This window comes from Mesorhizobium sp. M4A.F.Ca.ET.050.02.1.1 (genome assembly GCF_003997725.1).
Classification (GTDB): domain Bacteria; phylum Pseudomonadota; class Alphaproteobacteria; order Rhizobiales; family Rhizobiaceae; genus Mesorhizobium.
Window position 1 is genome coordinate 13,753 of sequence record NZ_RZSG01000007.1, and the last position, 21,909, is coordinate 35,661.

General features: G+C 64.9%; 26 protein-coding genes. 18 read left to right on the top strand and 8 right to left on the bottom strand.

Annotation, left to right across the window (positions count from 1 at the left end):
• Positions 1 to 66: 66 nt before the first annotated feature.
• Positions 67 to 819, bottom strand: a complete 753-nt coding sequence (locus EOA33_RS01375) for a sulfite exporter TauE/SafE family protein (protein WP_126057468.1) — start codon at positions 817 to 819, stop codon at positions 67 to 69.
• A gap of 313 nt (positions 820 to 1,132) precedes the next feature.
• Here EOA33_RS01375 and rplS point away from each other — a divergent pair, with 313 nt between their 5' ends.
• The 10 genes from rplS to EOA33_RS01430 all read left to right on the top strand — a co-directional run bounded on the left by rplS (position 1,133) and on the right by EOA33_RS01430 (position 9,966).
• Complete coding sequence (gene rplS / locus EOA33_RS01380; protein WP_126057469.1) at positions 1,133 to 1,669, top strand: 50S ribosomal protein L19; 537 nt, start codon at positions 1,133 to 1,135, stop codon at positions 1,667 to 1,669.
• Positions 1,670 to 1,839: 170 nt separating this feature from the next.
• Positions 1,840 to 2,274, top strand: coding sequence for an organic hydroperoxide resistance protein (locus EOA33_RS01385; protein WP_126057470.1), 435 nt, complete (start codon positions 1,840 to 1,842; stop codon positions 2,272 to 2,274).
• Positions 2,271 to 2,774 carry a MarR family transcriptional regulator gene (locus tag EOA33_RS01390; RefSeq protein ID WP_126057471.1) on the top strand — a complete coding sequence of 168 codons (504 nt, stop codon included), beginning with the start codon at positions 2,271 to 2,273 and terminating at the stop codon, positions 2,772 to 2,774. The genes EOA33_RS01385 and EOA33_RS01390 overlap by 4 nt, the downstream gene beginning before the upstream one ends.
• Positions 2,775 to 2,951: 177 nt before the next feature.
• Entirely contained in the window at positions 2,952 to 3,749 is a 798-nt protein-coding gene (locus EOA33_RS01395) for a transporter substrate-binding domain-containing protein (RefSeq protein ID WP_126057472.1), read from the top strand.
• Positions 3,750 to 4,009: 260 nt separating this feature from the next.
• On the top strand, positions 4,010 to 4,825 hold the full coding sequence (locus EOA33_RS01405; RefSeq protein WP_126057473.1) for an amino acid ABC transporter permease: 816 nt from the start codon (positions 4,010 to 4,012) through the stop codon (positions 4,823 to 4,825).
• Between the two features lie 58 nt (positions 4,826 to 4,883).
• Positions 4,884 to 5,519, top strand: coding sequence for a class I SAM-dependent methyltransferase (locus EOA33_RS01410; protein ID WP_127404786.1), 636 nt, complete (start codon positions 4,884 to 4,886; stop codon positions 5,517 to 5,519).
• 56 nt (positions 5,520 to 5,575) lie between these two features.
• The gene (locus EOA33_RS38810; protein WP_189375649.1) at positions 5,576 to 5,836 is read left to right on the top strand and encodes a hypothetical protein; all 261 of its coding nucleotides are present in this window, start codon (positions 5,576 to 5,578) and stop codon (positions 5,834 to 5,836) included.
• Positions 5,837 to 5,902: 66 nt separating this feature from the next.
• The gene (gene leuC / locus EOA33_RS01420) at positions 5,903 to 7,312 is read left to right on the top strand and encodes a 3-isopropylmalate dehydratase large subunit (RefSeq protein WP_126057475.1); all 1,410 of its coding nucleotides are present in this window, start codon (positions 5,903 to 5,905) and stop codon (positions 7,310 to 7,312) included.
• Between the two features lie 173 nt (positions 7,313 to 7,485).
• Positions 7,486 to 8,682: a GGDEF domain-containing protein gene (locus EOA33_RS01425; protein WP_126057476.1), complete on the top strand. Its 1,197-nt coding sequence runs from the start codon at positions 7,486 to 7,488 to the stop codon at positions 8,680 to 8,682.
• An 81-nt stretch (positions 8,683 to 8,763) separates the two neighbouring features.
• Positions 8,764 to 9,966 carry a GGDEF domain-containing protein gene (locus EOA33_RS01430; RefSeq protein WP_126057477.1) on the top strand — a complete coding sequence of 401 codons (1,203 nt, stop codon included), beginning with the start codon at positions 8,764 to 8,766 and terminating at the stop codon, positions 9,964 to 9,966.
• Here the strand turns inward: EOA33_RS01430 and EOA33_RS01435 are convergent.
• Entirely contained in the window at positions 9,950 to 10,309 is a 360-nt protein-coding gene (locus EOA33_RS01435) for a hypothetical protein (protein ID WP_126057478.1), read from the bottom strand. The two genes, EOA33_RS01430 and EOA33_RS01435, sit on opposite strands and share 17 nt — an antisense overlap.
• A gap of 478 nt (positions 10,310 to 10,787) precedes the next feature.
• Between EOA33_RS01435 and EOA33_RS41445 the strand changes: the two genes are divergently transcribed.
• From EOA33_RS41445 to EOA33_RS01475, 7 genes are all read left to right on the top strand, one after another.
• A complete protein-coding gene (locus tag EOA33_RS41445) occupies positions 10,788 to 11,009 on the top strand; it encodes a hypothetical protein (RefSeq protein ID WP_348628206.1) in 222 nt (73 codons plus the stop codon).
• Between the two features lie 237 nt (positions 11,010 to 11,246).
• Entirely contained in the window at positions 11,247 to 11,666 is a 420-nt protein-coding gene (gene sdhC / locus EOA33_RS01445) for a succinate dehydrogenase, cytochrome b556 subunit (RefSeq protein ID WP_126057480.1), read from the top strand.
• A gap of 2 nt (positions 11,667 to 11,668) precedes the next feature.
• Positions 11,669 to 12,064: a succinate dehydrogenase, hydrophobic membrane anchor protein gene (sdhD, locus tag EOA33_RS01450; protein ID WP_126057481.1), complete on the top strand. Its 396-nt coding sequence runs from the start codon at positions 11,669 to 11,671 to the stop codon at positions 12,062 to 12,064.
• Between the two features lie 4 nt (positions 12,065 to 12,068).
• Positions 12,069 to 13,901 (top strand): succinate dehydrogenase flavoprotein subunit, encoded by a 1,833-nt coding sequence (sdhA, locus tag EOA33_RS01455; RefSeq protein WP_126057482.1) that lies wholly within the window; start codon positions 12,069 to 12,071, stop codon positions 13,899 to 13,901.
• 2 nt (positions 13,902 to 13,903) lie between these two features.
• Positions 13,904 to 14,338, top strand: a complete 435-nt coding sequence (locus tag EOA33_RS01460) for a DUF3052 family protein (RefSeq protein WP_126057483.1) — start codon at positions 13,904 to 13,906, stop codon at positions 14,336 to 14,338.
• Positions 14,338 to 15,117 (top strand): succinate dehydrogenase iron-sulfur subunit, encoded by a 780-nt coding sequence (locus tag EOA33_RS01465; protein WP_126057484.1) that lies wholly within the window; start codon positions 14,338 to 14,340, stop codon positions 15,115 to 15,117. Before EOA33_RS01460 ends, EOA33_RS01465 begins: the two co-directional genes overlap by 1 nt.
• Positions 15,118 to 15,356: 239 nt before the next feature.
• Entirely contained in the window at positions 15,357 to 15,989 is a 633-nt protein-coding gene (locus EOA33_RS01475; protein WP_126057485.1) for a DUF480 domain-containing protein, read from the top strand.
• A 269-nt stretch (positions 15,990 to 16,258) separates the two neighbouring features.
• Here EOA33_RS01475 and EOA33_RS01485 read toward each other — a convergent pair whose 3' ends face one another.
• Positions 16,259 to 16,684, bottom strand: coding sequence for an OsmC family protein (locus EOA33_RS01485; protein WP_126057486.1), 426 nt, complete (start codon positions 16,682 to 16,684; stop codon positions 16,259 to 16,261).
• 118 nt (positions 16,685 to 16,802) lie between these two features.
• A complete protein-coding gene (locus tag EOA33_RS38815; protein ID WP_190234178.1) occupies positions 16,803 to 17,042 on the bottom strand; it encodes a hypothetical protein in 240 nt (79 codons plus the stop codon).
• Positions 17,043 to 17,116: 74 nt separating this feature from the next.
• Between EOA33_RS38815 and EOA33_RS01495 the strand changes: the two genes are divergently transcribed.
• Positions 17,117 to 17,473, top strand: a complete 357-nt coding sequence (locus tag EOA33_RS01495; RefSeq protein ID WP_126057487.1) for a YciI family protein — start codon at positions 17,117 to 17,119, stop codon at positions 17,471 to 17,473.
• A 15-nt stretch (positions 17,474 to 17,488) separates the two neighbouring features.
• On the opposite strand, the gene EOA33_RS01500 is transcribed toward EOA33_RS01495, so the two are convergent.
• The 4 genes from EOA33_RS01500 to EOA33_RS01515 form a co-directional block, all read right to left on the bottom strand.
• Positions 17,489 to 19,096 (bottom strand): GMC family oxidoreductase N-terminal domain-containing protein, encoded by a 1,608-nt coding sequence (locus tag EOA33_RS01500; protein ID WP_126057488.1) that lies wholly within the window; start codon positions 19,094 to 19,096, stop codon positions 17,489 to 17,491.
• Positions 19,093 to 20,616, bottom strand: coding sequence for an FGGY-family carbohydrate kinase (locus EOA33_RS01505; protein ID WP_127404787.1), 1,524 nt, complete (start codon positions 20,614 to 20,616; stop codon positions 19,093 to 19,095). The genes EOA33_RS01500 and EOA33_RS01505 overlap by 4 nt, the downstream gene beginning before the upstream one ends.
• Positions 20,609 to 21,451 carry a class I fructose-bisphosphate aldolase gene (locus tag EOA33_RS01510; RefSeq protein ID WP_127404788.1) on the bottom strand — a complete coding sequence of 281 codons (843 nt, stop codon included), beginning with the start codon at positions 21,449 to 21,451 and terminating at the stop codon, positions 20,609 to 20,611. Before EOA33_RS01510 ends, EOA33_RS01505 begins: the two co-directional genes overlap by 8 nt.
• On the bottom strand, positions 21,363 to 21,909 hold a 547-nt coding region (locus EOA33_RS01515), incomplete at its 5' end, for a glycerol-3-phosphate dehydrogenase C-terminal domain-containing protein (protein WP_281033499.1). The genes EOA33_RS01510 and EOA33_RS01515, both read right to left, overlap by 89 nt.

Genomic DNA, 21,909 nt, shown 5'->3' on the forward strand with positions numbered 1-21,909 from the left:
GGATCGTCCTTCTCTTTATCTGACCATGATCTTTTCCGAAAACCGGGTCCCACTCTTCGGGATTTCTCAGCCCTTGGTGAAATAGTAGAAGGCGAGGAACAGGCCGACGGCGACGACGAAGCCGCGCACGACGTTCTGCGGCACGCGCTTGGCGATCCAGACGCCGGCATAGCCGCCGAGCGCCCCGCCAGGAATCATGACGATCGCCTGGGGCCAGGCGACGACACCTCCGGAGACGAAGACCAGGATGGCAATGGCGGCAATGACCACCGCCAGCATGTTCTTCATCGCGTTCAGCCGGTGGTAGTCGCCGGCTTGGGTCAGGCCCAGTGTCGCCAGCATCATGACGCCCATGCCGGCGCCGAAGAAGCCGCCATAGATCGAGGTCAGGAACTGGACGAGCGAACCGGCGAGCCAGCCGACGGTCGGCTGGTGTCCGGGCTTCGGCGCCGGCTTCAGCCACGGCCCGGCGGCGAACAGGGCGGTGGCCGCAAGCAGCAGCCAGGGCACGAGCGTGCGGAACGAGGGGTTGTCGAGCGCCAGAAGAATGAGCGCGCCGGCCAGTGCGCCGAGGGCCGAGATCAGGCAGAGCAGCAATGCCTGGCGCCAGAAATGCCTAATGTCGGATGCATAGGCGAGCGTCGAGGTGATGTAGCCCGGAAACTGGGTCACCGAGGAGGTGGCATTGGCGACGATCGGCGGCACGCCGACCAGCGTCATGGCGCCAAAGGTGATGAAGGTCCCGCCGCCGGCGACCGCATTGGCAGCGCCTGAGACAAAGCCCGACAGGAAGAGCAGGATCGCGTCGAAAACAGACATCAGGACGCCGCCGGAGAGGATTGTTTTCTCCGGATTAGGAAGCTGGGAGGGCCGGCGCAACCCCGCCGGAGCCAATTGCGTGATGGCATGCGGCCAAAAAAGACAGGGCCAAGGCGTGACAAAGCGTCAAAATAGCTGTATGTGCCCGCCCGAACCGGAAGAACGATCTTTCGGAACCCGTCAACAATGGCGGTGTAGCCGTCCCTGCCCGATGTCCTATGTTGGACAGAGGGCATAGCCAAGCGGTCGATGGAACTGCAAGGCGAGTTGAGGACGCTCTGACTGTCGGAAGAACAAGAAGTGGATATTTGAGATGGATCTCATCCGTCAGCTCGAGGCCGAACAGGCCGCCAAGATCGAAGCCAAGCGCAAGCTTCCCGAATTCCAGCCCGGCGACACCGTGCGCGTCCAGGTGCGCGTCACCGAAGGCACTCGTACCCGCGTCCAGGCCTATGAGGGCGTCGTCATCGCCCGTTCCGGCTCCGGCTTCCAGGAGAATTTCACCGTCCGCAAGATTTCCTACGGCGAAGGCGTGGAGCGCGTGTTCCCGGTCTACTCGCCGATGGTCGAGGGCGTCGAGATCGTGCGCCGCGGCAAGGTGCGCCGCGCCAAGCTCTATTACCTGCGCGATCGTCGCGGCAAGTCGGCCCGCATTTCGGAGAACACCGGTGTGCGCGCCCGCAAGCTGAACGACGATGAGCGTGATGCGCTGAACGCCGAGAAGGCGCGCATCGAGGCCGAGAAGGTTGCCGCCGCTGAGGCGCTGGCCGCCGAGAAGGCAGCGCAGGACGCCGCCGAGAAGAAGGCCGCCGCCGAGGCCGCCAAGGCCGCGGAAGCCGCGGCCGAGTAAGGCTTTCAACCAATCGTTTCTGGAAAAGGCGGCCTCGGCCGCCTTTTTTCGTTTCCTGGACACGTTCACGTAGCCGTGAAGGCTTTCCGTCCAAAAATCCGGGCGCGGACGTTGACGACAAACTATCTTGTACACTAAATAATCGTGTACAAAATAACAGGAGACCACACATGTCTGCACTCTACACCACTCAGGCTCGCGTCACCGGCGGCCGCGCCGGCCACGCCGAAACCAGCGACGGCCTGCTCAAGGTCGATCTGGCGATGCCGAAAGAGCTGGGCGGGCAGGGCGGCGCCACCAATCCGGAGCAGCTTTTCGCCGCCGGCTACGCCGCATGCTTCGAAAGCGCGATCCGCTTCGTCGCGCGCAAGCAGAAGCTGCCGCTCGAAGACGCCGCGGTGACGGCCACCGTCAGCCTCCATCCCAACGACCAGGGCGGCTTCCGGCTCGGCGTGTCGCTGGCGGCGGAGACGAAAGGCCTTGATCCGGCGGGCGCGGAAGCGCTTGTATCGGCGGCGCACCAGATCTGTCCCTATTCCAACGCCATCAGGGGCAATATCGAGGTGGCGCTTTCGACCGTGGCGCTTCCGGCAAAGGCAGCATGACGACAGAGATCACAGCGACCGTCAGCGACGTCCCGGCGGATAGAGCCGGGGCGATTGCCGTTCCGCGGCTGGATCAGCAGCTCTGCTTCGCGCTCTATTCAGCGAGCGGGCTGATGACCAAGCTTTACCGGCCGCTGCTCGATCCGCTGGGCCTCACCTATCCGCAATATCTGGCGATGCTGGTGCTGTGGGAGCGCGCGCCGAGCACGGTGGGCGCGCTTGGCGAGGCGCTAGGCCTGGATTCGGCGACGCTGACGCCGCTGCTCAAGCGGATGGAAGCCAGCGGCCTCGTCAGCCGTCGGCGCGATGTGGCCGACGAGCGCCGGGTGCTGGTCGAGCCGACGGCCAAGGGCGAGGCCCTGCGCGAGAGGGCAGCCAGGGTGCCTGCCGCCCTGGCATGCCAATTGCCACTCGAGGTCGGCGAGCTGCGATCCCTGCACGGTGTGCTCACTCGCTTTGTCGCCGAGATGCGCAAGTCGAGCTCGGAAGCGACGGAATAATCGATCCACCCCGATACGTTCCAAAACCACGTCGTTGAGAGCACGGGAATCCACTTTGGTGCCCATCCGCGCAGCGGATCGGCTTGCAAGGCGCTTGCGGAAAGCTAAAGTCGGCGCCGGATTTTTCCTGCAAGCCCGGCACATTCGCCGGGCGTTTCAAGTTTCTGGGAGCGTGTCATGACCAAATCGAAACTGCTGCTGGCAGCCCTGCTGGCTTGCCTTCTCGCGCCTGTCGCCGCATTGGCCGAGACGCTGCCCGACCTCGGCGGCAAGAAGGTGGTGGTGGTGACGGAAAACGCCTATCCGCCGCTGCAGTTCATCGATTCCAAGACCGGCAAGCAGATCGGCTGGGAATATGACGCGATGGACGAGATTGCCAAGCGGCTGAACTTCAAGGTCGAGTACCAGAACACCTCCTGGGATGCGATGATCCAGGCGGTTTCCGACAACCAGTACAACATCGGCATGACCGGCATCACCATCAAGGACGACCGCAAGGAGAAGGTCGATTTCTCCGACCCCTATATGCGCTCGGAGCAGTTCATGCTGGTGCGCGGCGACGAAAGCCGCTTCACCGACGCCAAGAGTTTCGGCGCCTTCAAGGACGGGCTGATCGGCGCGCAGCCGGGCACGACGCCCTTCTACACCGCCGTCTACAGCGTGCTAGACGGCAATGAGCAGAACCCGCGCATCAAACTGTTCGAGACGTTCGGGGCCACCGTACAGGCACTCAAATCCGGCGACGTCGACGTCGTCTTGACCGACGGCACCGCCGGCAAGGGCTATGTCGACGCTTCCGAAGGCAAGCTCAAGCTCATCGGCGGGCCGCTCGGCACCGAGGATTTCGGCTTCATCTTCCCCAAGGGATCCGACCTGGTGAAGCCGGTCAACGCCGCGATCGCCTCGCTCAAGGCCGACGGCACGCTCGATGCGCTGAACAAGAAGTGGTTCCTTGATTACAAGATGGGGCAGTAGGCACTTTTGTTGAGGGTGGTGCATTTGCGAGAAATCACGCTGACATTGCGCCCAGGCACCCCCCTCTGCCCTACCGGGCATCTCCCCCTCAAGGGGGGAGATTGGCAGCTCCGCCGACGGTGCTCTTCATTCAACGTTGGTGATTGGCGAAAGCCAACGCGAAGTTCGATCTCCCCCCTTAAGGGGGAGATGGCCGGCAGGCCAGAGAGGGGGGCCTTGGCGCCAGCCTTTCGCGATTCTTACACCAGCGGTGCCAGCTGATGCCTGCGCCGTCCGCTTCTGCAGCCAAATCCGAATTCCCCTGGTGGCTGGCAGCCGCCCTCGTCCTCGCATTGGTCGCCGCTCTGTTCATCGCTTCCAGCGACCTCTACGCCCAGGTCTTCGCCACGGTCGCCAAGGGGATCGGCATCACCGTTTTCGTCACCGTGGTCGCCTTCGCGCTGGCCTCGGCGATCGGGCTCGGCATCGCGCTGATGGGGCTGTCGAGCTCGCGGCTGCTTCGCCAGATCGCCCGCTTCTATGTCGAGATCATCCGCGGTGTGCCGATCCTGGTGCTGCTGTTCTGGATCGCGTTCGCCGGCGCGCCGGCCTTCGTCGCGGCGTGGAACGCGCTGACAGCGCCGCTGCAGAGCGCCGGCTATCTCGGCGAATTGCAGGTGCGCGACGTCTCGCTTCTGTGGCGCGCCATCATGGCGCTGACCATCGGCTATTCCGCCTTCATCTCCGAAGTGTTCCGTGCCGGCATCCAGTCGGTCGAGAAGGGCCAGATCGAAGCGGCCAAGGCGCTGGGGCTGACGCGCGCGCAGCGCTTCCGGCTCATCGTCTTTCCGCAGGCGATCCGCACCATCCTGCCGCCGCTCGGCAATGACTTCGTCGCCATGGTCAAGGATTCCTCGCTGGTCTCGGTGCTCGGCGTCGCCGACATCACCCAGATGGGCAAGATCTACGCCGCCGGCTCGTTCCGCTTCTTCGAGACGTATTCCATCGTCGCTTACATCTATCTGATCCTCACGGTCGGCCTGTCGCTGGCGCTGAGGGGGCTCGAGAAACGGCTGCGCCGCCAGCACCAGCAATAGCCGCCCGCCAAAGACCGCGCTACGATCCTCGCCGCGCGGTAGCGGAGGAGGACAATCGATGAATTTCGACAAGGCCAATGCGGCGCTGGACTCCGTCTACACGGCCGACACGCCGGAAGCGCTTGCCAAGGCCTATGCCGAGTGGGCCGCGACCTATGACAGCGAGACCGCCTCGCTCGGTTATTTGCTCCCCTTCCTGATCACAGCCTGGGTGGCGCGCCACGTGCCTGTCGGCGAAGGTCCGCTGCTCGACGCCGGCTGCGGCACCGGCCTCTCCGGCCCGTCGCTCAAGGCACTGGGCTATGGCGACATCGCTGGGCTAGATCTTTCGGACGACATGCTGAAGCTCGCCGGCAGTCGGCAGGCTTATGGCGAGCTGAAGAAGGGGATGCTCGGCGGGCAGCTGCCCTGGCCGGACGGCCATTTCCGCGCCTTCTTTTCGACCGGCGTCTTCACCATCGGCCACGCGCCAGCCTCCGGCCTGCATGAGCTGGTGCGCATCACGAAGAGCGGCGGCCACGCCATCTTCACCGTGCGCGACCAGGTGTTCGAGAGCGGCGGCTTCCATGCGGTGTTCGACGAACTGGAGCAGGCGAAGAAATGGCGAGCCGTGGAGCAAAGTCTGTGGTTCCGCTGCTACGCGATCGGCGATCCGGAAGCGCTGGTGAAGACGTTTGTGTTTGAAGTGATGTGAGCGCCGCCCTCTTCCCCTTCTCCCCTGGGAGAAGGGGCCTCGCGAAGCGAGGTCGGATGACGGCACTCCTCCCAACACCCATCATCCGTCTCGGCGCTGCGCACCGATCCACCTTCCCCACAAGGGGGAAGGGAAAGCCGCACCGCCGCCCGCAATTGCCGAAAAGGCAAAACATTGATATGAGCAGCGCCATGGAAGAGCTTTTCGGCGATCCGGCTTATAAAAGTTTCGTGCTGCAGGACAGAAAGCGCCTGCCGTCGCGATTTGCCGCGCGCGTCTGCGGCGCGCTCACCAGCCGACTTAGCCAGGCCGACTGATCGCAGTCGTGGCGCCGGACTGCCGGCGTCTACTCTCCCCCTTTTCATATCGACGGATTTACGCACATGAGCGCACCGCGCACCCTCTACGACAAGATTTTCGACGACCATCTGGTCGACCGTCAGGACGATGGCACTTGCCTGCTCTACATCGACCGCCACCTCGTCCACGAGGTCACTAGCCCGCAAGCCTTCGAAGGCCTGCGCATGAGCGGCCGCAAGGTCCGGCATCCGGAAAAGACGCTGGCCGTGGTCGACCACAACGTGCCGACCTCGCCCGAGCGCAAGTTCGGCATCAGGAACGAGGAAAGCCGCATCCAGGTCGAGGCGCTGGCCCGGAACGCCAAGGATTTCGGCATCGACTATTATTCCGAGAACGACATCCGCCAGGGCATCGTCCACATCATCGGCCCGGAGCAGGGTTTCACCCTGCCCGGCATGACCATCGTCTGCGGCGACAGCCACACCTCCACGCACGGCGCCTTCGGCGCGCTCGCGCATGGCATCGGCACGTCGGAAGTCGAGCATGTGCTGGCCACCCAGACGCTGATCCAGCGCAAGGCCAAGAACATGCTGGTGCGTGTCGACGGCACGCTGCCCGAAGGCGTCACCGCCAAGGACATCATCCTTGCCATCATCGGCGAGATCGGCACCGCCGGCGGCACCGGCTATGTCATCGAGTATGCCGGTGAGGCGATTCGTGCGCTGTCGATGGAAGGCCGCATGACGATCTGCAACATGTCGATCGAAGGCGGGGCGCGAGCCGGCCTGATCGCGCCGGACGAGACGACCTTCGCCTATGTCAAGGACAAGCCGCGCGCGCCGAAGGGCGCGGCGTGGGACGCGGCCCTTGCCTACTGGAAGACGCTGCATTCCGACGAAGGCGCGCATTTCGACAAGGTGGTGGTGCTCGACGCGCAGAAGCTGCCGCCGATCGTCTCCTGGGGTTCCTCGCCGGAGGACGTCGTCTCCGTGCAGGGCTTCGTGCCCAACCCGGAAGAGATCACCGATGAGAACAAGCGCTCCTCGAAGCTGCGCGCGCTCGACTATATGGGGCTGACGCCCGGCACCAGGATCACCGACATCCAGCTCGACCGCGTGTTCATCGGTTCGTGCACCAATGGCCGCATCGAGGATCTGCGCGCGGCCGCCAAGGTGGTCGAGGGCAGAAAAGTCAATCCGCGCGTCAACGCCATGATCGTGCCGGGCTCCGGCCTGGTCAAGGAACAGGCGGAGGCCGAGGGTCTCGACAAGATCTTCCTCGCCGCCGGTTTCGATTGGCGCGAGCCGGGCTGCTCGATGTGCCTCGCCATGAACGACGACCGGCTGAAGCCGCACGAGCGCTGCGCCTCGACCTCGAACCGCAATTTCGAGGGCCGGCAAGGCTTCAAGGGCCGCACCCATCTGGTGTCGCCGGCCATGGCGGCGGCGGCAGCGATCGCCGGCCATTTCGTCGACATCCGCGACTGGAAATAGGCGGCCGCGACCTACCGCATACAGAACCCAAGCAGACCCCGAACCATCCCGATGGTTCGGGGTTCTTCTTTGCCCACGCCGCCGGTTTTTTCGGCAAAGCGGCCTTGGCTTAACCGCTTGTTTGGGCTTGCGCTTTAGCATCTTCCCTGACTAAGCGGGGAAATCACAGTCGTTTGGACACGGGTCTGCTCATAGCGCTGCTCAACCCGACGATCGCGCTGGCGCTTGGCGCGGCGTTCCTCGTCCTGTGGTTCCATCAGCGCCATCGCCCCTATCTGGCGGTGCTGGCTGCGAGCTACTGCCTGTCGGCCCCCGGCTTCCTGTTCCAGTATTTCACGCTTCCTGTCGGGATGGTGCTGACCAAGCTTGTCTCCAACATATGCTTCACGGCGGCCGCCTGCTGCCTCTCCAGCGCCATCGTCGCGCGCTACGGGCGGCGCGTCCCCTATATCGGGATCGCACTCACCACCGGCGGCGGGCTCGCCGCCTTTTCATGGTTCATGTTCGTGCAGCCAGATCTCACCTGGCGCATCCTGTCGATGAATTTCGGTTTCGGCGCCCTCAGCCTGCTGGTCGCCGCCGAACTGCGCACGGTGCGCGGCAACGGTCCGACGGAAAAGATCCTGTTCGTGCTGTCGCTGCTGTCGGGATTGAACTTCGTCGTCCGAACCCTGATCGTCGTCATCGCGCACGGGCCGTTCCCGAGCTATGACGGATTCTACGGCTCGTCCTACTGGACGACGGCGCTCTTGTCGCATGCGCTGCTGTCGCTGCTGATCGCGCTTTCCCTGTTTTCGGCGGCCGCACTCGACGTGATGAAGGCTCTGAAGGCCGAGACCCATACCGACCCGCTGTCCGGCCTGCTCAACCGCCGCGGTTTCGAGGAGCGGGCGGCGCTGCTGCTCGACCAGTGCGCCAAGGCGAAATTCCCCGTCGCCATGGTGCTTGCCGACCTCGACCACTTCAAGGCACTCAACGACCGGCACGGGCACGCGGTGGGCGACAGGGTGATCGCCGACTTCGCCGCCAAGCTGAGCTTCGCCACGGGCACGCGCGGTGCTGCCGGCCGCATCGGCGGCGAGGAGTTCGCCGTGCTCCTGCCGTTGTGCGATCTCGCTTCGGCGCGGCTGTTCGCCGAGGCGATCCGCTCGCTCTATTCGGCCGGCGGCGTCGCCAGCCTGCCGCGCGGCGTCAGTGTGACGGCGAGTTTCGGCGTCGCCGCCCGCACCGGCGACGAGGGTCTGGCGCCGCTGATGCGCCGCGCCGACGATGCGCTCTACAAGGCCAAGAAGAACGGCCGCGACAGCGTGCGGCTATCCTATGAGCGGCCGGAAACGGTGTTCGTGCCGGAGCCCGCCGGCGTCGGGTGAGGCCAAGCAGCCCGATCATGACCCGTCGTTAACGTCTTTTTCGCCCGTCGATGCTTTGCTGTCGGCGGGGGTTTTTGAACCATGGGCAGCGCGGACGTCATACTCGTGATCAACCTGTTCGTCGCCGGACTGCTGGTGGCGGCGTTCATGACGATCGCCATCTACGACAAAAACCGGGTGTCGGCGCGCTGGCTGGCCTTCGGCTACATGATCGGCATGGTCTATTTCGCCCTCGAATTCGTCATCCCCGCCTTCGACAATGCCCGGCTCCCGGTCGTCGCCGCCTTTGCCGTCTTCCTCGGCGCCACCATCGTCTTCAATGGCGGCCTTGCCCACAAATACGGCGTGGCACCGCCATGGTGGCCGATGCTGCTCTTCCTGGCCATCGCTTCCGTCGGGGTCTATCTCGTGCAGGAATTGCCGCGCCAGTCGCTGACCGCGATGATGGCCTATCAGCTTCCCTACGCCGTCATGCAGTTCACCGCGCTCGGCATCGTCTGGTCGTCCAGGCAAAGGCGCGAGCGGCTCGACACCATACTGATGGGCGTGCTGACGGCCAGCGCGCTGCAGTTCGCCTCCAAGCCCTTCATCGCGCATGCGCTGGGCGGCCGCGGCGCCGACCCGCAATCCTATGTGCAGACGAGCTACGCGCTGGTGTCGCAATCGCTCGGCACCGTGTTCGGCCTGGCGCTGGCGCTGCTTGCGCTGGCCATACTGGTGCGCGACGTGCTGGCCGAGGCGACGTCGAAATCGGAAACCGACGCGCTGTCCCGGCTGCTCAACCGCGGCGGCTTCGAGCGCCATGCCGAAATCACCCTGAGAGATGCCGCGCGCCGTGGCGTTCCGGTGGCGCTGGTGATCGCCGACCTCGACCATTTCAAGGGCATCAACGACAATTTCGGCCACGCCTGCGGCGACCGGGTGATCGAGACCTTCGCCGGTTTCCTGCGCGAGGCGGCGGCCGACCATCACGTCGCCGGGCGCATCGGCGGCGAGGAGTTCGCCATCATCCTGCCGGGCACCAATCTCGCGGCCGCACGGCTGTTCGCCGAAGGCGCGCGCAGCGCGTTCGGCGCCCTGCCGATCGACAGCCTGCCGGCCGAGCACCGCTGCAGCGCCAGCTTCGGCGTCGCCGAACTCGGCGCGGGCGAGGGCTTTTCCGATCTGTTGCGGCGCGCCGACGAGGCGCTCTATCGGGCCAAGGGCGGCGGCCGCGATTGCGTGCGCGTCTCGCCCGGCCCGGCCGGGCGGCAGGCGTCCGCCGTCTTCAACGGCAGGGGCTGAGGTTCGGCATCTCGCCGTCGGACAGGCCGTACATATAGGAGCGGCCCTTGATGAAGACCGGCGGCTGGTAGCAGCCGCGGCCAACGGTCTCGTCGGATTCGTTCTCGTAGATCACGTCGGGCTCGCCGGCACTGGTAAAGTTCGACAGCTCCTTGGCGTGCCTGCCTTCGCCGACGATGATGCGTTTGTAGCCGGCGGCGCTGTCGATGACGAGATTGCCGAAGGAATCGGCATAGACGCGGTCGTGGTGGCGCAGCCCGGCTACGGCCGGCGCCGTGAAGCCGACGGCAAGTGCCGCCAGCGCAAGCGCCGCTAGGCGCAGTCTGCTCGAATTCGAACGCATGGCACCCTCCGTTTGCTTCGACCGTTTCGGTCTGGAGCCTGTTCGAATCGGAAATTAACCTTTTCTTAACCTTTGTTAAGAGCCGGCCCGCTTTCGCGGCCGGACTTTAACAAACATGGTTAATTTCGGCCGACGGGGTGGCCATCTTTCGGCCATGCTTGCCCGCACCATCGCGCCACCTCGACCAGCCGTTTGAGCCGGGTGAGCTTGATCAGGAACGACATCGTGGCTAGCGTGCCGCGCACAGGAGGGGCAGCACATGGCGTTACGCCGCTTGGTTCGGGGATTGCTCCTTGCTCCGTTGCTCGCTGCGGCAGCGGCCTGTGTGCCGCAGGATGGCGCGCCCAAGGCGGCATCGCCAGCGATCTCTCCCGCTCCGGCTCTGCAGGCCACCGCACCCGCCGCGCCGCCAGCGCCTGCAACGGCATCCGCAGCCAGGATCACCACCGACCTCACTGCGCCGCGATCGGCAGTCGGCATGGCCACCTACAAATGTAATGGCGGCACGATCTCCATCCAAAATCTCGGCACGTCGCTGCGTGTGGCAGGGCCGGATGGCTGGACAGAGGAGTTTGCGGCGTCGCCCGCCAACCAGAGCAGCCGCTACCAGGCGGCGACGACGCATGACGCAGTTGTGATCGACGGACGCGAGGCGCTGCTGATGAAGAAGGGGTCGACGCCGCTCACCTGCAGAAGGTAGGCAATCTTCATCGACATGCCGCACTGCAGCGAACCATTGCGCCGGCTTTCGGACGCGCCCTAATCGATTGAAGCAAAAGCCGGCCCTTTTTTCAGACTAAATGACGTTTCCAAAACGATTTTCCGGCTTTGACGCGGTGCAAAAAGAGCATTAGAAACCGGCTGTCCGAAGTCGCAACCGGGAACGGCAATGCCGCTTTTCCGCTGAGGCTCCAGGAGACGCCGAACTGGGGGAGCCATGAGCAAATCACCAGCCACCCGCGAATTTGCCAGACGTGAACGGCCGCTTTCGCCGCACCTGAGCGTGTACCGGCCGCCGATCACAATGACCATGTCGATCATCCATCGCATCACCGGCGGTGCGCTCTATTTCGGCACGCTGCTGGTGGCGCTCTGGCTGATGGCAGCGGCGAGTTCCGAGGCCACGTTCGATCTCGTCAACTGGGCCTTCGGCTCGTGGCTGGGGCGGCTGGTGCTGTTCGGCTACACCTGGGCGCTAATGCACCACATGCTGGGCGGCGTACGCCACCTGGTCTGGGACACCGGCGCCGGGCTCGAGAAGCACACGGCCTCGAAGATCGCCTGGGCGACACTGGCCGGCTCGATCCTGCTCACGCTGCTGATCTGGATCGCCGGCTACATGGCGCGGGGAGCCTGACCATGAGCGGCAAGAACACCGACATGCGCACGCCGCTGGCCAAGGTCCGCGGCCTTGGCTCGGCCCGCGAGGGCACTTCACATTTCTGGCGTCAGCGGCTGACGGCGATCGCCAACATCCCGCTGATCCTGTTCTTCGTCGGCTTCCTGATCGCGCTCAACGGCCACGGCTACACGGAAGTGCGGACGGCGCTCGCCAATCCGTTCGTGGCGCTGGTGCTGGCGCTGGTGCTGATTTCCGGCCTCTACCACATGCGGCTCGGCATGCAGGTGATCATCGAGGATTACGTGCATGGCGAAGGCATGAAGCTGGCGCTGATTGCGCTCAACACATTTTTTTCCGTAGCGGTCGGCGTCGCCTCGCTCTTCGCCCTGCTCAAACTGGCATTCGGAGGCTGACATTTTGGCCAAGGACGCGAAATCAGCCAATTCCGCCTACACTTTCGTCGATCACAAGTTCGACGTGGTGATCGTCGGCGCCGGCGGCGCCGGCCTGCGCGCCACGCTCGGCATGGCCGAGCAGGGCCTGCGCACCGCCTGCATCACCAAGGTGTTCCCGACACGCTCGCACACGGTGGCGGCGCAAGGCGGCATCGCCGCCTCGCTCTCCAACATGGGCCCGGACTCCTGGCAGTGGCACATGTACGACACCGTCAAGGGCTCGGACTGGCTGGGCGACGTCGACGCCATGGAATACATGGTGCGCGAGGCGCCGGCCGCCGTCTACGAGCTCGAGCATTACGGCGTGCCGTTCTCGCGCACCGAGGAAGGCAAGATCTACCAGCGGCCGTTCGGCGGCCACATGATGAACTATGGCGACGGCCCGCCGGTGCAGCGCACCTGTGCGGCCGCCGACCGCACCGGCCACGCCATCCTGCACACGCTCTACGGCCAGTCGCTGAAGAATAACGCGCAGTTCTTCATCGAGTATTTCGCGCTCGACCTGATCATGGAGCCGGACGGCACCTGCACCGGCGTCGTCGCGTGGAACCTCGACGACGGCACCATCCACCGCTTCTCGGCCAAGATGGTGGTGCTGGCGACAGGCGGCTACGGCCGCGCCTATTTCTCGGCGACGTCGGCGCATACCTGCACCGGCGACGGTGGCGGCATGGCCGCCCGTGCCGGACTGCCGCTGCAGGACATGGAGTTCGTTCAGTTCCACCCGACCGGCATCTATGGCGCCGGCTGCCTGATCACCGAGGGCGCCCGCGGCGAGGGCGGCTATCTCGTCAATTCCGAGGGCGAGCGATTCATGGAGCGCTACGCGCCGTCGGCCAAGGACCTCGCCTCGCGCGACGTCGTCTCACGCTGCATGACGCTGGAGATCCGCGAGGGACGCGGCGTCGGCAAGAACAAGGACCACATCTTCCTGCATCTCGACCATCTCGATCCGGCGGTGCTCCATGAGCGGCTGCCCGGCATCTCGGAGTCGGCGAAGATCTTCGCCGGCGTCGATCTCACCAAGGATCCGATCCCGGTGCTGCCGACGGTGCACTACAATATGGGCGGCGTGCCGACCAACTACTGGGGCGAGGCGCTCAACCCGACAGCCGCGAGCCCGGACAAGGTATCGCCAGGCCTGATGGCGGTCGGCGAGGCCGGCTGCGCCTCGGTGCATGGCGCCAACCGGCTGGGTTCCAACTCGCTGATCGATCTCGTCGTGTTCGGCCGCGCCGCGGCGATCCGCGCCGGCCAGGTGATCGACCGCAAGTCGGCAATCCCGTCGCCGAACGAAGCCTCGGTCGAGAAGATCATGGACCGCTTCGACCGGCTTCGCCACGCCAACGGCTCGACGCCGACGGCGGTGCTTCGCGAAAAGATGCAGAAGGCGATGCAGGAAGACGCGGCGGTGTTCCGCACACAGGAATCGCTGGAAAATGGCTGCAAGCGCATTTCGCAGATCTGGGGCGAGCTCAAGGACATAAAGGTGTTCGACCGCTCGATGATCTGGAATTCGGATCTGGTCGAGACGCTGGAGCTCGAAAACCTGATGGCCAACGCCATCACCACGGTCTACGGCGCCGAGGCTCGCAAGGAGAGCCGCGGCGCGCATGCGCGGGAAGATTTCTCGGCCCGCGACGACGCCGCCTGGCGCAAGCACACGCTGGCCCATCTCAGCGAGGACGGCAAGGTGACGCTGACCTATCGTCCGGTGCACACCGAGCCGCTGCTGGCCGAGAAGGACGGCGGCATCAGCCTCGCCAAGATCGCGCCGAAGGCCAGGGTGTACTGACGATGGCGCTGGCGGCAACGGGATATTCCGGCACCCCGCTTCCGGCCAAGCTCGGCCTGAAGGACGGCATGGTCGCCGCCTTCATCGCGCTGCCGCCGGAGCTGGATGATCTTGCCGGAGCCGTGGACTTTGCCGCGATCGACCGGCTGGCCGACTGGTCGGAAATTTCTGGTCGCCAGAGATACGATGCCGTGCATGCCTTCACCCGGCGGCGCGCCGAGATCGAGGACGGCCTTGCCGGCATCGAGACGGCGATCAAGCGCGACGGCATGGTCTGGGTTTCATGGCCGAAGAAGGCGTCGAAGGTGGCGACCGACGTCACCGAGGACGTCATCCGCGCCGAGGCGCTGAAGCGCGACCTGGTCGACGTCAAGATCGCCGCCGTGAATGAAATCTGGTCCGGGCTGAAGCTCGTCATCCGAAAGGACCGCAGGTAATGGTCGAACTCACGCTCCCCAAGAATTCGAAAGTTCAGCAGGGCAAGACCTGGCCGAAGCCGGAGGGCGCCACCAATCTTCGCGAATACCGCATCTACCGCTGGTCGCCGGACGATGACGAGAACCCGCGCATGGACACCTATTTCGTCGACATGGACGATTGCGGACCGATGGTGCTCGACGCGCTGCTCTACATCAAGAACAAGATCGACCCGACGCTGACGCTGCGCCGCTCCTGCCGCGAGGGCATTTGCGGCTCCTGCGCCATGAACATCGACGGCTCCAACACGCTCGCCTGCACCAAGGGCTGCGACGACATTTCCGGCGCGGTGAAAGTCTATCCGCTGCCGCATATGCCGGTGATCAAGGACCTGGTTCCCGACCTCACCAATTTCTACGCCCAGCACGCCTCGATCGAGCCATGGCTGAAGACGGTGTCGCCGGAGCCGGCCAAGGAATGGCTGCAGAGCCATGAGGACCGCGAGAAGCTCGACGGGCTCTACGAATGCATCCTGTGCGCCTGCTGCTCGACGTCCTGCCCGAGCTACTGGTGGAACGGCGACCGCTATCTCGGCCCGGCGGTGCTCTTGCAAGCCTATCGTTGGCTGATCGACAGCCGCGACGAGGCCAAGGGCGAGCGGCTCGACAATCTCGAGGACCCGTTCCGGCTCTATCGCTGCCACACCATCATGAACTGCGCGCAGGCGTGCCCCAAGGGCCTGAACCCGGCCAAGGCGATCGCGGAGATCAAGAAGATGATGGTGGAGCGGCGGGTTTAGCCTTGGCGGGATAACCAACGACAACCTCAAACGCGGCGATCCTTCGCGCCCCCCTCTGTCCTGCCGGACATCTCCCCCACGGGTGGGGAGATTGGCTGTCATGAGGGCTTTCGCCTATCTCCAAGGTTGAAGGATGAAGCGCGGTCGGCGAAGCTGCTGATCTCCCCCCAAGTGGGGGAGATGTCCGGCAGGACAGAGGGGGGCGCTGTCCCGCCAGCGTCAGAAAGGATTGCACGGCAATGAGCGAAGACCTTCCCATCCTCTCTCCCGCCGAAGCGCGTGTGCTCGGCTGCCTGATCGAGAAGAAGGAATTGACGCCGGACGTCTATCCGCTGACGCTCAATGCAGCGCTTGCCGCCGCCAACCAGAAGACGGCGCGCGAGCCGGTGATGGCGCTGGAACAGACCGAGGTGCATCGGGCCCTGAAGCTGCTTGAGCAGAAGGGGCTGGTGCGGCAGATGTTCGGTTCGCGCGTGGAGCGCTATGAGCATCAGATGGCGCAGCGATTCTCGCTGACCACGCCGCAGACCGCCCTGGTCGGGCTGCTTCTGTTGCGCGGGCCGCAGACCGCATATGAGCTGTTGGCGCGAAGCGAGCGCATGGCGCGGTTTTCGTCGATCGAGGATCTGCGCGGTGAACTCGACATGCTGATCGGCCGCCGGCCGGCGCTCGTTCAGGAGATACCGCGCGGGCCAGGCCAGCGCGAGGACCGCTATGTGCATCTGCTGGGCGGGCCGGTGGATGTGGCGGCCGTCGCAGCGGCGCCATGGCAGCCGCCAGCGTCATCGGGCTCCGATCTTGAGGCCCGGGTGCTGGCGCTTGAAGAGGAGGTGGCGGCGCTGCGTGCCAAGGTCGAGGCACTGGGCGGGTAGTAGTGCCTTAATGCAGTAGTCTCGCATCCGGGCCGAAGTCGGGGCTGCCCCTCATTGCCCTGCCGGGCATTTCTCCCCGTAAACGGGGAGAAAGAGGCTGGCCGCGACTTTGGCGCCAGTCTCGCAGCGTTGGAGATTGGCGAAACCATCGGTGACAGCGCCCCTCTCCCCGTCACTATACGGGGAGGGGACGCCGGCAGGCAGGTGAGGGGCAGCACCCAGCGTCTGTAATAATGAGCAGCGCCGGCAGACCGACGTCTGCAGTCTTCTCACCCCAGCTTCGCGTCGAGCGAAACCTTGATGGCGCCGAGCGCCTTCGAGACCGGGCATTCGGCCTTGGCCTTCTCGGCCAGCTCATTGAACTTTGCCGCGTCGATGCCCGGCACCTTGCCGACGACGGTGAGAGCGCTGCCGGTGATGCCGGTGCCGGGCACCAGCGTCACCACCGCCTTGGCGTCGAGTTCGGTGGCGGGCGTGCCATTCTCGGCGAGGAAGTGCGAGAACTGCATGGCGTAGCAGCCGGCGTGCGCGGCGGCGATGAGCTCCTCCGGGTTGGTGCCGGATTTGCCGCTCTCGTCCTCGAAGCGCGCCTTGAACGAATAGGGCGTGCCTTTCAGCGCCCCGCTCTGGGAGTCGAGCGTGCCCTTGCCTTCCTTCAGATTGCCATTCCAGACGGCGTTCGCGGTGCGGTCCATGAAATCCTCCTTGATCGTCGGGGTTGCGCCGGCAGAGCGCCGGCGTTCCCCAGGACTATAGCGCGGGCACGCGCGAAGGCCACCGCGCTCTTCGAGCGGTGGCGTCCAAAATTCTTTCTCAAAAAAAGCGCGCGCAAAAATGTCGACTTCCATCGGACTCGACCGTCCTACGGGCGGCCACGGATTTCGCGGCCGGATGGAGGCTCACATTGACGGTTTGTTTTTCGCGCTGTGGAAATGCCCTGAGCACAAGGCCCGGCGACAGGAAGACTATTGGCTCGATCCGCCGCCCTCCGGCTTCGGCCGGCTGCTGGCGGCGGTCGCCATCATCGGCATCGCGGCATGCCTTCTCGATCATGCGGCGGCGTTCGGAGGCGCGGCTGACACCATCATCACCGCATCCTATGGTCCATCACAACACGGGAGATCGGAATGAGATATGTCTGCCTGGTCTATGGCGAGGAACAGAGCCTTTATGCGTTGACCCCGGAAGGATCGGCCAAGCTAGACGCCGATTCGCTGGCCTATGACAGATCGTTGGACCAACAAGGCAAGCTGATCATCGCGCAGGCGCTGCAATCGGTGAAGACGTCGAAGAGTGTGCGGCGGCGCAACGGGAAAAGACTGGTCACCGACGGCCCGTTCGCCGAGACCAAGGAGCAGTTGCTCGGCTTCGTCATGATCGAGGCCGAGAGCCTCGACGAGGCGCTGGAGATCGCCGGCGACATTCCGCTGGCCGAACTCGGCACCGTCGAGGTCAGGGCGATCTACGACATACCCGGGTCATAGCTGGTCGCCGCCGGCTCATGCAGGTCGGCGGATCATATCCGCCGCCTTCTCGGCGATCATCACCACGGGCGAGGCGGTGTTGCCGGAGACGATGCGCGGCATGATCGAGGCGTCGATGACGCGCAGACCCTCGACACCGGTCACGCACAGGTCGGGACTGACGACGGCGCGATCGTCGACGCCCATTCGGCAGGTGCCGACCGGATGAAAGATCGTCGTCGCGATCGAGCCGATCTGGTGCAGCAGGTCGTCGTCGGACTGGTGGGCGGGACCGGGCAGGATTTCCTCCGGATGGAAGTCGGCAAGCGCCTTGGCGGTCATGATCATGCGCGCCTGGCGCACCGAGCTCAGCGCGATCTCGCGGTCGCGCACCGTCGAGAGATAGTTCAGCCGGATTTCCGGCTGTACGGCCAATTCAGGTGTCGTGGCATGTACGGAGCCGACGCTGTCGGGCCGCAGATTGCAGACCGACATGGTGATCGCCGGGAACGGGTGCAGCGGGTCGCCCAGCCGGTCCGTCGACAAAGGCTGGACGTGGTATTCCAGGTCCGGCGTCGCCATCGACGGATCGGATTTGCTGAACATGCCGAACTGGCTTGGCGCCATCGACATCGGCCCCGACCGGGCAAAGGCATATTGCAGCGCGATCCGCGCCTTGCCGCTCAGGCTGTTGGCAAGGGTGTTGAGCGTCAGCGCCGACGACACTTTGTAGACCGTGCGGATCTGCAGGTGGTCCTGCAGGTTCTCACCGACATCCGGGCTGGCGTGAACCAGATCGATCCCGAGTGAGGCGAGGCGATCCGGCTGGCCGACACCGGAAAGCTCCAGCAGTTTCGGCGTGTTGATCGCGCCGGCCGTCAGCAACACTTCTCGCCTGGCGCTGGCCTGGCGTGCCTCGCCGCCGGCGAGGTAGCCGACCCCCGTAGCCCGCTTGCCCTCGAACAGCACCTTCTCGACATGCGCCTTGGCGACCAGCCGCAGGTTGGGCCGCCGCAGCGCCGGGCGCAGGAATGCCTTGGCGGTGTTCCAGCGTATACCCTTGCTCTGGTTCACTTCGAAGAAGCCGGAACCCTCATTGTCGCCGTCGTTGAAATCCTCGCGCGGCATAATGCCGAATTCCTTCGCCGCGTCCTGCACTGTGTTGAGGATCGGCCAGGACAGGCGCTGCCGCGCCACTTTCCATTCGCCGCCGGAACCATGCAGCCTGGTCTTGCCGCCATGATGGTCTTCGGATTTGAGGAAATAGGGCAGCACGTCGTCCCAGCCCCAACCGACATTGCCCATCTGCCGCCAGCCATCATAGTCCGCAGCCTGGCCACGCATGTAGATCATGCCATTGACCGATGTGCAGCCGCCCAGCACCTTGCCCCTGGGATAGACCAGCGAGCGGCCGTTCAGGCCGGCCTCCGGTGCCGTCTTCATCATCCAGTCGGTGCGCGGATTGCCGATGCAATAGAGATAGCCGACAGGAATGTGCACCCAGTGGTAATTGTCGCTGCCGCCGGCCTCGAGCAGCAGCACGCGCGTCGCCGGATCTTCGCTCAGGCGGTTGGCCAGCACGCAGCCGGCCGTACCCGCGCCGACGATGATGTAGTCGTAGTCGCCGTCCAGCCTTTGGGTCATTCTGCTGCTCTGCCTGGTCCTGCGGCCTGTTCGGTCCAGAACGATCGCAGCGTATCGGCGAGGCCGCAATAGGCGCGATAACGCCTGGCATAATGTCGCTGCATGGCCGGATCCGGGCGGTAGGCGGCGCGTGACCGGGTCATGGCGTCGACGCCGGACTCATAGTCGGCGAACAGTCCGGCCCCCACGCCGGCGCCGATCGCCGCGCCAAGCGCGCCGGTCTCGCGGGCTTCAGGAACGGTGATCGGTACGCCGAGCCCGTCGGCGAAGATTTGCGGCCAATGTTCGCTGCGGGAGCCGCCGCCGGACAGCACCGCCTTGTCGAAGCTGACGCCGGCGTGTTTCAACACATCGATGTGGCGCCGGTGCTCGAACATGACGCCTTCGAACAGCGCGCGCAGCAGATGGCCTTCCCTATGCCAGCCGGCCAGGCCGTAGAAGCCGGCGCGGAACTCGGCGCCCTGGCCCGAGCCGTAGAGAAACGGGTGGAAAATCGGGTCGTCCCAGGCCGGCGTGACTTCGCCGACAGCTGCGTTGCAGTGGCCGAACGGATCGTCGTGGTGGCTGCCGCGCTCGACGAATTCGCGCACGTACCATTCAAGATTGGCGGCCGATGTCGCGCTGGATTCGATGTTGACGAAGCGGCCGGGGCCGAAACGCGCGACCATGAAAACATCGGGATCGACAACCGGCGCGGCGGAGAAAACCTGGTTGACCGACCAGGTGCCGGCAATGATCGAGGCTTCGCCGGGGCGCACGACGCCGGCCCCCATGGCGCTGGCGACAACGTCGAAATAGCCGGCGATGACCGGCGTGCCTTCTGCCAGCCCGGTTTCATCGGCCGCGCTGGCGGTGACCGCCCCGGCAATGTCGGCGCTGTCGAGCAGCCGCGGCAGTTTTGCCTGCGCGTCCTCGATGCCGTAGAGCGCGAGAAGCTCGCCATCATAGATGCCTTCGGGCATGCGGACGAGGCCGCAGCCGGACATGTCGGAGACATCGCTCACCTGCTCTCCGGTGAGGCAAAAGGCGATGAAATCCTTGCACAGCATCGCCGTGCCGGTCGCGGCATAAAGGTCGGGTTCATGCTGCTTGACCCAGGCCAGCAAGGTTGGCGTCTGCGCCGGCCAGGGCTTTTGCAGGCAGATCGCGTGCAGGGCCCCGGCGTTGCGCGAAGCCAGTTCCGCCGCCATGCCGGCGGCGCGGGTGTCGAGCGACTGGATGCCGATCAGCGGGGCGCCAACGCGGTCGATCAGATAGAGGCCGTTGCCATGGCCGGCGCAGCCGACAGCGGCGATCTGGCGTGCGTCGATACCAGCCTGCGCAATGCAGCGGCGGATGGCGTCGCGCGCAGCGGCCCACATATCGCCGAGGTCGCGTTCGACATAGCCGGGCCGCGGCGTGTGCGAGCGCCCGGCGACGGTGTGCATGGCGACCTGCCGCCCGGCGAGGTCGAACAGCACCGCCTTGATGATGGTGTTGCCGGCGTCGAGACCGAGCAGATATGCGGCCTGATCAGCCATTGTTGTAGATATCCCAGGCCTCCTCGCCGCCAGCGTCCTTGTGGATCATCGCCATCAGCGCGTTGACCACCGCCTTCGGGTTGGCATGCTGATAGATGTTGCGGCCATAGACCAGCCCTTTGGCGCCTTGTCTGAGCAGGGCCGACGATTTTGCCAGCACGGTCCTAAGGTCGTCCTTGCCGCCGCCGCGCACCAGCACCGGCACGCGCGCCGCCTCGACGACGCGGTGGAAATCCTCAGGCCGGTCCGTCGGATCGGCCTTGATGATGTCGGCACCCATTTCGGCGGCGAGCCGCACCAGGGTGACGATCTTCTCGGCATCGCCGTCGACCTGGTAGCCGCCGCGCACATCGTTGGCCAGCATCACCAGCGGCTCGATCATCAAGGGCATGCCGTATCTGTGGCAGGCAGCGCGGACCTTGCTGATGTTTTCGACACATTGGCGAAACAGCTCCGGCTCGTCGGGAAGCATGAACAGGTTGACGACGACGCAGGCTGCGTCCATCTCCAGCGCGCCGATGATCGGCTCGTCATGATTCTGCAGCATCGACCACATCACGCGGTGGCGCTGGGCGTTGTAAGGATTACCCATGTCGATGCGCATGACCAGCGCCGGCTTGTCCTTGTCCGGCCGCGATTGCAACAGATCGGCCTGCCCGTAGGCGAGTTGCAGCGCGTCCGGACCTGCCGCGATCAGCGTGTCGATGACTCGCGGCATGTCCTCCAGGCCGACGAGAAAATCCGGTTCATTGCAGACGCCGTGATCGAGCGCCACGTCGAGGCAATTGCCGTTGGTGAACATCCGGTTCATGCGGGCCTTGGCGCTGACCTTCATTTTCTGCTCCTGAAATCGTGCGTTGGTCGAGCATCTCCTGCGAGACGCCGTGATAGGTATCGAGTTCGGCAACCAGGCCCTGCACCTCGCGGTCGCGATGCTCATCGCTCCAGCCGCGCTCGGCGGCCAGTGCGTCGGCGATGCGTTCGATGGCTGCCATCGAGATGTCGCCGCAAATGGCAAGCGATGTGCGGCGCAGGATAAGGTCCGACAGACAGGTTACGAACTCATGCCGGGTCAGGTAGACGATTTCGGCTGCCGTCGTTTCGGTCCTGCTGTCCAGTCTGATATCGTCGGGACGCCCGACGCAAAACAGGACGATGTCGCGCGCACCGCTGCCATAGCGGTCGACAAGATAGGCGGCGCGGGCGCCGCCGATCGCGAACTCACCAGCCAGATCGGCCGCCAGCGACGCCGGGTCCCGGGGGAAGCCGAGGCCGCCGCCGATCGGCATGGTC